Source organism: Streptomyces sp. NPDC002690 (assembly GCF_053592415.1).
The window spans coordinates 22,115-34,812 of sequence record NZ_JBSFVR010000017.1; the positions used below are offsets into that span (position 1 = coordinate 22,115).

General features: G+C 66.2%; 12 protein-coding genes. 7 read left to right on the forward strand and 5 right to left on the reverse strand.

The features are described 5' to 3' along the window. Nucleotide 1 precedes the first annotated feature (1 nt). Nucleotides 2–457: an SRPBCC family protein gene (locus tag ACWD3D_RS04450; RefSeq protein WP_451459423.1), complete on the reverse strand. Its 456-nt coding sequence runs from the start codon at nt 455–457 to the stop codon at nt 2–4. Between the two features lie 540 nt (nt 458–997). On the opposite strand from ACWD3D_RS04450, the gene ACWD3D_RS04455 reads away from it, so the two are divergent. Together ACWD3D_RS04455 and ACWD3D_RS04460 are read left to right on the forward strand one after the other, a co-directional pair. After that, nucleotides 998–2,527, forward strand: coding sequence for an MFS transporter (locus ACWD3D_RS04455; protein ID WP_451459424.1), 1,530 nt, complete (start codon nt 998–1,000; stop codon nt 2,525–2,527). A gap of 29 nt (nt 2,528–2,556) precedes the next feature. Next, entirely contained in the window at nt 2,557–3,408 is an 852-nt protein-coding gene (locus ACWD3D_RS04460) for a pirin family protein (RefSeq protein ID WP_451459425.1), read from the forward strand. Between the two features lie 196 nt (nt 3,409–3,604). On the opposite strand, the gene ACWD3D_RS04465 is transcribed toward ACWD3D_RS04460, so the two are convergent. From ACWD3D_RS04465 to ACWD3D_RS04475, 3 genes are all read right to left on the reverse strand, one after another. Continuing rightward, nucleotides 3,605–3,934, reverse strand: a complete 330-nt coding sequence (locus ACWD3D_RS04465) for an esterase (protein WP_451459426.1) — start codon at nt 3,932–3,934, stop codon at nt 3,605–3,607. An 89-nt stretch (nt 3,935–4,023) separates the two neighbouring features. Beyond that, entirely contained in the window at nt 4,024–4,248 is a 225-nt protein-coding gene (locus ACWD3D_RS04470; RefSeq protein ID WP_451459427.1) for a hypothetical protein, read from the reverse strand. A 35-nt stretch (nt 4,249–4,283) separates the two neighbouring features. After that, entirely contained in the window at nt 4,284–4,529 is a 246-nt protein-coding gene (locus tag ACWD3D_RS04475) for a hypothetical protein (protein WP_451459428.1), read from the reverse strand. 430 nt (nt 4,530–4,959) lie between these two features. On the opposite strand from ACWD3D_RS04475, the gene ACWD3D_RS04480 reads away from it, so the two are divergent. The 3 genes from ACWD3D_RS04480 (at nt 4,960) to ACWD3D_RS04490 (ending at nt 7,460) form a co-directional block, all read left to right on the forward strand. Further along, entirely contained in the window at nt 4,960–6,210 is a 1,251-nt protein-coding gene (locus ACWD3D_RS04480) for an IS256 family transposase (protein ID WP_451459429.1), read from the forward strand. Next, nucleotides 6,207–6,602, forward strand: coding sequence for a hypothetical protein (locus ACWD3D_RS04485; RefSeq protein WP_451459430.1), 396 nt, complete (start codon nt 6,207–6,209; stop codon nt 6,600–6,602). The genes ACWD3D_RS04480 and ACWD3D_RS04485 overlap by 4 nt, the downstream gene beginning before the upstream one ends. A 111-nt stretch (nt 6,603–6,713) precedes the next feature. Continuing rightward, nucleotides 6,714–7,460 (forward strand): DNA-methyltransferase, encoded by a 747-nt coding sequence (locus ACWD3D_RS04490; RefSeq protein ID WP_451459431.1) that lies wholly within the window; start codon nt 6,714–6,716, stop codon nt 7,458–7,460. Between the two features lie 96 nt (nt 7,461–7,556). On the opposite strand, the gene ACWD3D_RS04495 is transcribed toward ACWD3D_RS04490, so the two are convergent. Further along, entirely contained in the window at nt 7,557–8,327 is a 771-nt protein-coding gene (locus ACWD3D_RS04495; RefSeq protein ID WP_451459432.1) for a DUF5655 domain-containing protein, read from the reverse strand. 161 nt (nt 8,328–8,488) lie between these two features. Between ACWD3D_RS04495 and ACWD3D_RS04500 the strand changes: the two genes are divergently transcribed. Both ACWD3D_RS04500 and ACWD3D_RS04505 read left to right on the forward strand, forming a co-directional pair. After that, nucleotides 8,489–12,142: a tetratricopeptide repeat protein gene (locus ACWD3D_RS04500; protein ID WP_451459433.1), complete on the forward strand. Its 3,654-nt coding sequence runs from the start codon at nt 8,489–8,491 to the stop codon at nt 12,140–12,142. Nucleotides 12,143–12,169: 27 nt separating this feature from the next. Beyond that, nucleotides 12,170–12,550 (forward strand): hypothetical protein, encoded by a 381-nt coding sequence (locus tag ACWD3D_RS04505; RefSeq protein ID WP_451459434.1) that lies wholly within the window; start codon nt 12,170–12,172, stop codon nt 12,548–12,550. Nucleotides 12,551–12,698: the final 148 nt, after the last annotated feature.

Sequence of the window (12,698 nt, forward strand, 5' to 3'; positions counted from 1 at the left end):
GCTACCGCTGGGACACAGAGGCGCGCACAGCGCGGAGAGTGGAATCCACGGCCTTGAGGTAATCGGCCTTCATGCCGTCGGCGAAGTCCTGCTCTTCCTGGGAGCCCGGCTCAACGCCGGTGACGACCAAGGCAAAACTGAAACGCAACCGGAGATCGTCGTCCTCGCCCTCGATCTCGTTGGCGATGACGCCCAGAACCGAGCCGGCCGTGCGGGTGAACACGACGCGGCTGGGTTCAAGGAGAGTGATCCGCTCCGTCTGAGGCTCTCCGAGCACCACGATGTCGCGATCGAAGACGGTGTCACTGAGCCGCTCGGTCACGGTGCACTCCGTCATGGCCGCCACGAAGGGCAACGCGTTGTTGGCCTTCTGGACGAGCCCCTCCCAGAGCTGGGCGCGGGTGACATGCACGTCAGTGCCGCTGTTGACGGGGAGCGAATGGGAAACGTAGATCATGCGTCCACTGTAGACCGAACTGCACATTAAGGACTAATCAGTTCAAATGGTTTGAATCGCCATGGCTCCCCCTCCGCCCATTCGCCCGCTGCCGTCGCGCAGTCAGCCGGCCGGGCCGGGGCAGGTCCGTCCGTCACCCGATCGGGACTGGCCGCGGCAATACCTCCCGCACGTCGCGCGGTCCCGCGCGCACGCGGCGGCTCGTTGGAGCAGGTCGTCACCCGAGCGCGGCCTGCCGCGAACCGTTCGCCATCGGCACCGGCGGCATCCCTCTCAAGCCCGGGCCGGAGACGCCCGACGTGCTGGGCGAGGACGTCCTGCCCGCGCCGCACGAGGAGTTCGTGACTGGCCGCCCGGCCGGCGCTTCCCCGTCCCTGTCCATCCATCCCTTTGTGCCCGCCGCCGGGACCGGAACGCGAAGGAGGGGCGCCGATGTTCGGGTGCGGTGGGCGCGGGCCTGGGGCCGATGAAGGAAAACCTCAACGCTTGTATATATTTTCTTCCGGCCGCTTCGGCCCAGCGTTGAACAAGGAGTTCTTCATGCCGACCGACAGCACGACCACCCCCGCGGACGCGGAGTCCGCCCTGCCGGGAGAGACGCCGCCCAAGCGCCACCTCGGCCTCGCCCTCGTCGTCATCGCCGCCGCGCAGCTGATGGTCGTGCTGGACGGCACCATCACCAACATCGCGCTCCCCAGCATCCAGACCGACCTCGACGTCTCGGCGTCCAACCTGGCCTGGATCGTCAACGCGTACGCGCTCGCCTTCGGCGGGCTCCTCCTGCTCGGCGGCCGGGCCGGGGACCTCTTCGGACGCCGCCGGATGTTCCGCATCGGCATAGCCCTGTTCACCCTCGCCTCCGTCCTCGGCGGACTCGCCGCGAACGAGGAACTCCTCATCGGTGCCCGCGTCCTCCAGGGCATCGGCGCGTCGATCGCCGCACCCACCGCGCTGTCCCTGATCGCCACCAACTTCCCCGAGGGCAAGGCCCGCAACAAGGCCATGGGCGTCTACGCCGCCATGGCCGGACTCGGCTCCACCGTCGGACTCCTCCTCGGCGGCGTCCTCACCGACTACCTCGACTGGCGCTGGGTCTTCTTCGTCAACATCCCCATCGGCATCGCCGTCCTCGCCGGAACGAAGATCCTCGCCGAAGGCGAGCGCAACACCGGACGCCTCGACATCCCCGGAGCGATCACCGGCACCGGCGGCCTCATCGCCCTCGTCTACGCCATCACCCGCGGCGGCCAGAACGGCTGGAACGACACACTCACCCTGGTCCTCTTCGGCGTCGCCGTCGTCCTGCTCGCACTCTTCATCGCCCTCCAGATGAGGACCACGCACCCCATGCTGCCGCTGCGCCTCTTCCAGGACCGCAGCCGCGCGGGGTCCTACGCGACCATGCTGTTCCTGGGCGCGGGCATGTTCGCCACCTTCTACTTCCTCACGCTGTACATGCAGCAGATCCTCGGCTACAGCCCCGTCAAGACCGGGTTCGCCTATCTGCCGTTCAGCTTCGGCATGGGCATGGCCGCCGGGATCAGCTCCAAGCTGGTCGCCAAGCTGGCACCCCGGCAGATCGCCGGACCCGGTCTGGTCATCGGCGCGGCGGGCATGTTCTGGTTCAGCACCCTCGAACCCGGATCCTCCTACGCCGCCCACCTGATGCCCGCCATGTTCATCACCGCACTCGGACTCGGCATGAGCTTCGTTCCCATGACACTCGGCGCGGTCAGCGGCGTACGCGACCAGGACGCAGGCATCGCCTCCGCCCTGCTCAACACCGCCCAGCAGATCGGTGGAGCCTTGGGCCTGGCCGTCCTCACCACCATCTCGACCTCGGCGGCCGACAACCGGCTGCCCGAAGCGGCGAACACCTTCTACCGCGCCATCGCCACGAAGGACTTCCCCCTGGTCGCCAAGGCCGGTGACGCCCTCACCCACGGATACACCACCGCCTTCACCGTCGCCGGGTCCCTGTTCGTGGCCGGCCTGCTGATCACCCTGTTCGCCATCAACGCCAAGAAGCAGGAAGACGGCGAGCCCGCCCCGGCCGTCCACGCCGGCTGACCTGCCACCACGAATCGAAGGAGCACGCCATGAAGACGCCCCGCGTTCTGTCCACCGTGATGGAGATCGACACCCACGAACGGGGAACACTGTTCTCCGCACGCGGGGCGCGCTTCGCGGTCGACCTCGACCCGTTCCTCAACACCGACCTGTTCCGGATGACCGGCCCGGTCTTCGAGCCACACCCCCACGCCGGATTCTCCGCCGTCACCTACCTGTTCGACGACTCCACCACCCGCTTCCGCAACCGGGACAGCCTCGGCGACAAGAGCATGATCGAACCCGGCGGCGTCCACTGGACCGTCGCGGGCTCCGGCATCGTCCACGACGAAGTCGTCGAAGAAGTCGGACGCCTCGGCCACGGCGCCCAGATTTTCGTACGGCTCCCCGAGACCGTCGAACGCGACGACCCGTACGGCATGCACTTCACCCCCCAGGAACTCCCCACGGACAACCCGGCCGAGGGCGTCACCCTCCGCGTGGTCGCCGGAGAGGCATTCGGCCTGCGCTCACCCGTGCGCGAAGCATCCGGGTCCCACGTCTACGACCTGACACTGGCACCCGGCACCCGCCTGGAGGTCCCCGTCGAAGCCGACTTCCGCGGCTTCGTCATGACCGTCGAAGGCAACGGCCGCATCGCGACCACCGCGAATCGGGGCGAACTCGGCCCCGCCGGCCTCGCCGTCTTCGAACAAGGAACAGGATCCGTCGAACTGGAAGCCGGAGAGCGCGGCGCACAATTCCTCTTCGGAGCGGGCCGGCCACTGCGCACCCCCGCGTACATGTACGGCGGCTTCTGCCTCTCCAGCCAGGAGCACGTCGTCGAAGCCATCGAACGCTACCGGACAGGCGCCATGCACGGACTTCTGACAGCACCCTGACCAGGAACCCACTGTCTGCATGCTCACCGACACCGGCTACTCCTCCGCGTCAGCTGACCTCTCCTCACACAGGTACCGCAGTAAGCCGCCTCCCGACCGCTCCCGGCCACCATGCAGGTCTTCGGAAGAGGAGATATCTGGGTTGCCGAGGAGAATGGACAGCATCGAACCCTGTCCATCAATGCAGTTCGGTCAGTCAGACCTCGGCGAGGCGGTTCGAGACGGTGAGGGCAGCTGTGGCGACGGAGAGGGCGGCGGTGAGGCCGAGGACCTCGTGAAGGGTCGGGCGGACGATCTGGGGCCAGTGGTTCGAGGCGGAGGGCCAGGAGGCGAGGTGTACCTCGCTGGTGGCCAGGGCGAGATGGGCGGTGACGTCCCAGCCCCCGAGGGAAGCGGGCTCCCAGCGCAGGACGATTCGTCCCATGGGAAGTCTCGGGGCGGTGGCGGGGAGCCAGGCGATGTCGAGCGGTCCGTCCGTCCGGACGGAGACGCGCTGCACCACCGCGCCGCGGACTTCGGTCGGCATGGGCCGCACGGCGAGACCCTGCAGCGGAAGAGTGCGAAGGGGAGGAGTGGTGATGGCGGCCTCCGGTGGGCGTAGAGGGGCGGCGGACATCAGACCCAGCCGAGGGCGTGGCTGACGTCCCGCGGGAGGTAGTCCTCTTGGCCGTCGTCGGCGAGGTACGCCGTGCCGTCGAGGACGACGACGTCGGCGCCCAGGTAGTGGGCGAACGGGAAGTCCGGGTTGACGGCCAAGCGGACTGGGAGGCTGGGGTCGAGGTCCTGGAGCTGGCGCTGGAGGTGGCCGACGGTGAGGTGAGCGGGCATCGAGACCTTCAAGAGAGCATGGTGGGAGAGGTTGGGCCTGGGCCTCGTCAGGACCGGGTCGTCAAGGCGGCTTCGGCTTCCTCCGCGTGCTGGGCGAGGTGCCGTCGTCGGCGCTCGGCCACGTAGCCCTTGCCGGACTGGCGCAGCTCCCAGCCGCAGGAGCAGACGGCCTGGGAGTACGCGCGCCCGGGGCATTCGGGGAGGAGGGGTTTGCCGGAGACGGAGTGCTTGTGGGAGGCCGGGCAGTCGGTGCCGTCGGCGTGGTGGTTGGTGAGCGGGGCGCGGAAGGGCATACGGATTTCCTTTGCGGGACCGGTGCGGAAGACGGAGGGGCGTTGTCGGCTGTTCGGTGAAGTCGGCTTCCTAGAAACGTCGTTCGGTGAACCGAGCAGCTCGGCGGCGTACCCGGTTCGAGCCGCGTCCGTACCGTCGGGGGACGTAGAAGCACGTGCAGCGTCGGCGAGCGTGGGCGTACCTGCGGCGGTAGCCGGGGCGGGTGGCCAGGAGCATGCGCACGGACGGAAGTCCTCGCGGGGCGGGGCGGCCCGGAGCCCAGTGCCCCCTGAGTGAGGGCATCGGGCACCGGGCCGTAGGTCCGAGGGAGCAATGCTCAGGACTTGTGGATCGCTTCCGGGAGGAACGCGGAGGGCGTACCTTCCCGAATGATCCTTTGAAGGTCTCCGAGTAGGCCCGCGTTGCGGCGCGGGTTGGGAAGGCACGCCCGTGCTCAGCGTAGTAAATGCCGACGGTTCGACGGAGTCCGGCTCCCTGATTGATGAGATCGTCCGCGAGGGCGCCCGGAGGATGCTGGCCGCCGCGTTGGAGGCGGAAGTCAACCAGTACATAGCCGAGTTGGCGGCGGAGACCGACAAGCTGGGGCACCGCCTGGTGGTCCGCAACGGCCGTCACCGGCCCCGCACCGTGGCCACCGCCGCCGGGCCGGTCGAGGTCACCGCGCCGCGGGTGAACGACCGCCGTGTCGACGAGGTCACCGGCGAGCGCAAGCGGTTCTCCTCGAAGATCCTGGCCCCGTGGTGCCGCAAGTCGCCCAAGGTGAGCGAGGTACTGCCGCTGCTCTACCTCCACGGGCTGTCGTCGGGGGACTTCGTGCCGGCGCTGGAGCAGTTCCTCGGCTCGGCCGCCGGGCTGTCGCCGGCCACGGTGACCCGGCTGACGAAGCAGTGGGGCGATGCCCACGCCGCTTTCCAGAGCCGGGACCTGTCGGACCGGGACTTCGTCTACGTGTGGGCCGACGGGGTGCACCCGAAGGTCCGGCTCGGCCAGGCCCACTCGTGTGTGCTGGTCCTGCTCGGGGTGCGGCTGGACGGGACCAAGGAGCTGATCGCGCTGGCGGAGGGGCTGCGGGAATCGACGGAGTCGTGGGCGGACCTGCTGCGGGACTGCCGCCGACGCGGCATGCGCGACCCCGAACTCGTCGTCGGCGACGGCGCGATGGGACTGTGGCGGGCTCTGGCCGAGGTGTTCCCCACAGCCCGGCACCAGAGATGCTGGGTCCACAAATCTAGGAATGTCACGAACGCCCTGCCGAAGTCCGCCCAGCCCGGCGCGTTGAAGGCGATGCAGGAGATCTACAACGCCGAGGACCGCGCGCACGCCGAGAGGGCGATCGAGGCGTTCGCGCGCACCTACGGCGCGAAGTTCCCGAAGGCCGTTGCGAAGATCACCGACGACGCCGAGGAGCTGCTGGCGTTCTACGACTTCCCGGCCGAGCACTGGGTCCACCTGCGGACCACGAACCCGATCGAGTCGACGTTCTCCACCGTCAAGCTCCGCACCAAGGTCACCCGCGGCGCGGGCAGCCCGGCTGCGGCTCTCGCGATGGTGTTCAAGCTCGTCGAGTCCGCCCAGGAACGCTGGCGCGCGATCACCGGAGCGCACCTCGTTGCCCTGGTCCGCTCCGGCGCCTGCTTCGAGAACGGCGTCCTGGTCGAACGCGCCGAGGCGGCGGCATGACCAAGCTCCGCACCCCCGGCAGCCACGTGGCCGAGGTGGAACTGGCGATCGATCAGGTCACCATCGTGAACCCGGCCGAGGCCACCGCCACCGTGCGCTGCATGCTCGGGCCGGTTCGCCGCGGCGCCCGGTTCGACCGTATCCGCGACTCGGCAGAAGCCATCGACCTGGAACTGACGCAGATCCTTGCTTACCGTCGTTCGGTCGAGGAACTCGACCCCGTCCACACCGCGCTCGTGACCCTCCGAGGCACAGGAGTCCAACTCCTGACGTCAGCCACCCCGCACTCCGGCTGGCAGGTCATCCAGGGAACCAACCCGCCGCCGCGACCAAGCCATCCACAGGTATTGACTATTGCTCCTGAACCTCGGCACCCGTCGGTCCTGCGTTAGGTGCCACCGGGAATCGCGGCTAACGTCCCGGTCAACCCCGTTCCGATCAGGCGCCGTTGCGCTTCTCGTGGAGCGGGGTCCGGATCCACGTGCACTGAAAGAGGCCCGCGCATGAGCTACACGCTGCACCAGGGCGACGCCCTCACCGTCCTGAAGACCCTCCCGGACGAGAGCGTCAACGCCGTCATCACCGACCCCCCGTACAACAGCGGCGGACGCACCAGCGCGGACCGCACCGGCCGTACCGCTCGCGCCAAGTACGTCACCAGCAACAGCACCCACGACCTCGCCAACTTCCCCGGTGAGAACCGCGACCAGCGCTCCTACCGTTCCTGGCTCACCGAACTGCTCACCGAGTCGTACCGCGCGGCCACCGAGCACGCGGTCGTCATGGTGTTTACCGACTGGCGCCAGGAACCGACGACCACGGACGCCCTGCAGATGGCGGGCTGGACCTGGTCCGGGACGATCTCGTGGATCAAGCCCGCGAGCCGGCCACGGAAGGGCGGCCCGAAGCAGGACAGCGAGTTCATCGTCTGGGGGGTCAAGGGCACCCTCGACAACACCCGCGATCTCTACCTCCCCGGCCACTACATCGCCTCCCAGCCCCGCAAGGACCGCGTCCACATCACCCAGAAGCCCGTCGAGATCATGCAGCAGCTCGTCCAGGTCTGCCCCGAAGGCGGCACCGTCCTCGACCCGTTCACCGGAAGCGGCTCCACCGGAGTTGCCGCCCTGCGCGAGGGCCGCAACTTCGTCGGCGTTGAACTGTCCGAGCACTACGCAGAGGTGGCCGAGCAGAGGCTCCGTGCGGAGCTGACACAGGACGACTTCGTCCTCGCGGGACCGGCCGAATGACCACGAGAACACAGAGCCCGGCGCCGGGGCCCCGCAGACGTCAAAAGGGCGGCTGGAGCATCGAATGACGATGCTCCAGCCGCCCTTCCGGCTGTGTCAGGCCGCCTCGTACGCTCTCCGGATCAACGGCCCCGCCTTCTCCAGCGTGGCCGCCGAACCGACGCGTACCTCTAGGTCGCCGGTCCCGAGGTGCCCGACGCCGCGCATGTCCCGGGTGAAGCCCTCCTCCAGCGTGACGGTATCCGGGTCCAGCCGCAGGTAGACCAAGATCACCTTGTGCGACGGCCGGAAGAGCACCGACGCCACGTTCACCAGCCGCCGGTAGGCGATGTAGTGCCGAAGCTGCGCCACCTCGACCTCGCCCCACGCCGTGAGAGCCTCGTCCAGCTCTCCGTACAGATCACGCAGGCACTCCGGCACGAGACCTGGCTCCGCCAGCGCGGGAACCGGCGAAGCGGCCGAAGCGCTATCCTGCGCAGCCTCCCGTCCTTTGGCACGGCGGGTCGGAGCGACGCTCGGCATGCCGGGCGAGGAGTCCACGAGCTGCAAGGTCAACAGACCGCCCTCGAAGACGCGGTAGCGCACCAGGTCGATCCGCTCGGGCAACTGCTGGACAGCCACCAGGTCATGAACGGAATAGCCGGCCGCTATGCAGACCATCCGCGGACGGCGCCAGTCGACGGACTCAGCGACCTCCGCGCCCAACACCTCTCGCACGAGGGCCTCGAACTCGATCCGCGCCGATTTCAGCCAGGACAAGTAGAAGAGCGCTTGCGACACCACACCGCTGTCCGAGCCCCTCTTGTACTCGACTTTACCGACCGCAGGAGCTCGGATACCGGCTCTGAACTGCGACGATACATACACTACATGTCCGTGACGCCGGGTCTGGGTCGTTACCGTACCCCGTCCGGGGGCTCTCCGGGGAGGGCCCGTCCATCCGGGTGGCTACTCCGTGGCACTGAACTTTAACTAGGCTGCGCTCCACAGAGAGACCGTATGTTGGCGCCTAACGGGGGGGGTGGGCCGTGGTTGGACGGTTGATTGTGGACTTTGACGCCGAAGGTCGGGTTTCGGTGTCGGAGTGGCGGTCAGGGGAAGCCTTTCCTGCTCTGGTTGGAACGCCGCAGCAGTTGGCGTGGCCATTGGACGTCGATACGTTATGCGACCTGCGCTGGTATCTAGAGCATTATCTGCGCGCGCCGTTCGGCGTCTACGGCGAGCGGGGGCCGCGGATCGCTGACCAGTTGCCGGCCTGGGGCGCCCGGGTGTTCGAGGCTCTCTTCGCTTCGGGACCTCCACGGGAGGCGTATGTGCGGGCGCGGGCCCGTGGCGGCCAGTTGGAGGTTGTACTGCGGTCCTCTGTGGCATCGGTTTTGGGGTTGCCGTGGGAATTGATGGCCGATCCGAGTTGTTCGGCGCCGCTGGCGCTCGATGGTGTTTCGGTGACGCGTAGCTTGCCGAGCGCAGAGCTGGGTGAGGTGTTCACGGTCCGGGGCGAGCGGCTGCGGGCGCTTATGGTCATCTCCCGTCCGCGCGGGGCCGAGGACGTGAGCTACCAGATGATTGCCCGGCCGTTGCTGCGTCGGCTGGAAGCGGTACGCGGCGCGGTAGAGCTGGTGGTGCTGCGTCCGCCAACGCTGGAGAGGCTGGGCGAGGTGCTCCAGGAGGCGCGGGCGGCGGGTGAGCCGTTTCAAATTGTGCACTTCGACGGGCATGGCGTTTTCACTGTGCCTGGGGGCCCGGTCCCGGCTGGGGAGCCGTTGACGTTTCAGGGGCCGGGTCCGAGAGGGATGCTGCATTTTGAGAAGCCAGGAGGGGGAGCAGATCAGGTGCCAGCCGAGCGAGTGGCACAGGTGCTCGCCCAGGCCCAAGTACCGGTGGTGGTGCTAAATGCCTGCCAGTCGGGGATGATCGGCTCGCAGGTGGAGGCGGCGGTCGCTACCCGGTTGCTGCAGGCAGGCGCCGGCGCGGTGGTTGCGATGGCCTACAGCGTGTATGCAGTAGCGGCATCAGAATTCATGGCGGCGTTCTACGAGCGACTGTTTGCAGGCGATCAAGTGGCGGAGGCGGTAACGGCTGGACGCCAGCGTCTGGCGCAGCAGGACCGTCGGCCCTCGCCGAAAGGGATGTTACCGCTGGCAGACTGGATGGTTCCCGTACTATACAAGCGCAGCGAGGTGGCCTTCCCGGGCCTGCGCACCGAGCGGGCCGCAGGCGAATCGTTGGATGCGATCCTGGACAGGATCCGCGAGCAGTCTGAGAACAGTGACGCTGACAAACGGCACCCTGACGAGAGGCTGGCGTCGGAGGGGGAGTTCGTCGGACGTGACGGTCTGCTCTATACCCTCGACATAGCAGCACGGCTACAGCGCGTGGTGGTGCTGCATGGACCAGGCGGCACTGGAAAGACCGAACTGGCGAAGGCGTTTGGTCGCTGGTGCCGCGACAGCGGGGCAGTGGATAAGCCGGACTGGGTCTTCTGGCATTCCTTCGAGCCCGGTTTGGCCACCTTCGGTCTGGACGGTGTTGTCAACGTGGTCGGTCAACAGGTGTTTGGCACCCGCTTTTCCCGCCTTGACCCCCAACAGCGGCACGCAGCTGTAGAAGAGGCCCTCGCGACCCGGAGGCTGCTCCTTATCTGGGACAACTTCGAATCGGCGCATACAATGCCCGACCCCAGCGGCGCAACTCCACCCCTGGCAGAAGAGGAACGAGACGCCCTGCGCGCCTTTCTCCAACGAGTTATGCAGAAGGGCCGGAGCTCGGTGGTCGTTACCAGCCGCACCCCGGAAACCTGGCTCGGCGACGTACGCCGAATCGAGGTACCTGGCCTCGAACTTGAGGAAGCAACCGCGTACGCCGAGCAACTCCTTGCCCCCTACCCGAATGCGGGTCGGCGGCGCGAGCAGCGAGCCTTCGGCGAGCTGATGCAAACGCTGGACGGGCACCCGCTCAGCATGCGTCTGGTCCTCCCACACCTGGACAGGCACGACCCGCAAGAACTCCTAAATGGGCTCCAGCGGGGTGAGGCATCCCTGCTGGGCCGTGCAGATGGCGCACGGAGCACGTCGCTGTTCGCGAGCATTACCTACTCCTTCACCTACCTGCCCGCTGCTGACCAGCAGGCATTAATTGCCCTCAGCCTGTTTCACGACGTCGTTCTCAGTGACGTGCTCGGAGTCTTTTCGCGGGTGCCGACGGTTCCCGAACACTTCCGCGAGCGCACTGCCGAAGAATGGGAGCAGCTACTGCAGCGGACGGCGAGTATCGGGCTCCTCACCGAACTAGCGGAGGGCGTATATCGGATTCATCCTGCCTTGCCGCCCTACCTCACCGCCATGTGGCGGAGACACGATCCCGATAGATACGCCGATCAGTACGGGGCAGCACTGTTGGCACTGCTCCACGCTCAGGTCACCTTCTGTAGATGGGTCTATGCGCAGTTGAAGAGCGGGAATACCGCACTCGCCTTCGCGCTCATCCATGTTCAACGGCGGACTTTGGGAAGCATGCTCGGCTATGCCCTGAACCAAGGCTTGTGGGCACTGGCAGAATCCCTCGTGCGGCCACTAAACGACTATTGGGAAGGCCAGGGCCTCATCCAGGAGGTACGCGGCTGGGTCGACCGCGCACGGCTCGCCCTCGAAGATATTGACGGCAACCCGCCCAGCCTTGATACCACCGCAGGTTCGCTTTGGCTGCTCCTAGTCGGCCGTGAAGCGCACCAACAAGTACTAGCACGTCAACTTAGCCAAGCCGAGCGCACTTACCAGGAAATCCACCATGCCCTGCAAAGTTACCCCGCCACGACCTGGCAACGCGGCCGCCTAGCGACAGTTTATAGCCAGCTTGGCTTGGTGGCCCAGCTGCGGGGGAAATTCAGGAAGTCGGAGGAGTGGTATCAGAGTTCCCTGTCTATCAGGGAGGATCTAGGTGATCGTTCGGGGATGGCCAGCAGCTATCACCAGCTTGGCCTCGTGGCTCAAGATGAGAAACGGTTGGAAGATGCAGAGAAGTGGCATCAGCGGTGCTTGGCCATCGAAAAGGAACTAAAGGACCGGCAGGGTATGGCCAGCAGCTATCACGAACTCGGCATTGTGGCGCATGAGCGAGGCGAGTTTGAGGATTCGGAGAGGTGGTGCCAGAGCGCTCTGGCGATTGATGAGGAACTACAAGACCGGCCTGGGATGGCCAGCAGCTACCAGCAACTGGGCATGTTGGCTCAGGGGCGAGGAAATTTCGAGGATGCAGAGAGGTGGTACCTGAGTTCCCTGGCCATCTGGGAGGAGCTAGGTGATCAGCCTGGGATGGCCAGGATTTACCACGAACTCGGCATGCTGGCCCGGCACCGGAAACTATTGGAGGAAGCGGAGGAGTGGTACGGACGCTCCTTGGCAATCAGAGAGAGGCTGGAGGACCTGCCTTCAATGGCCGCCATTTATCGCCAGTTTGTCATACTGGCTGAGACACGCGGCCGCCCTCTTGAATCCTTGACCTGGACGATCAAATGCCTGGCATGTTTCGAGGAGTTCCCTCATCCAGCGACCGCCCAAGTCCTTGACTTTCTCAAGCATTCGAGTTCATTGCTCGGGGTGCAGGCTCTGGAACAAACCTGGCGAACTGTGACGGGTGAAACACTGCCCGACGTCGTGCGTGCCTACGCACTAAGTGAACTGTAGAACATCAAGCGACAAGGAGATCTACTCATGACTAACCCGATCGAAATGGGTGCCAGGGCCGCAGCCCAACGTGTCACGACACAGCACACACCTACCCTTGTCGCCGACGTGGAGGTTGCAATCCACGCCCGCGAAACCACCAGCCGCCCTAATCAGTACCTTGATCCGATTTCCCTTGGATCCCTCATCGTAAGCATCGCAACCCTCGCCTGGACGATGTACAAGGACAGCAAGAAGGATGGCTCGGCTCCTCGCACGGAAGTGATTACGCGTCGCGTCCGCATCCAACTCCAGAACGCCGATGCGCCTGGAACAGAACTCGGCTCAGCAGAGCAGGCCCGGATCATCGAGGCCACGGTCGAAGAGACCCTCAACGCCGCACAAGCCGACCAAAGCCTTGAAGACTAGATAATGCCCAAATTCCTGGCTTAGCTTCGCCGTTTCGGTTGGGCACGGCGGCTGGTGAGGCGAAAACGTGAAAGTGCCTTCCTGACCTGGGACGATGAGCCTTGCTGAAGGGTTCTGTCGGTCCCAGCGGAGGGCACTTTCTACGTGA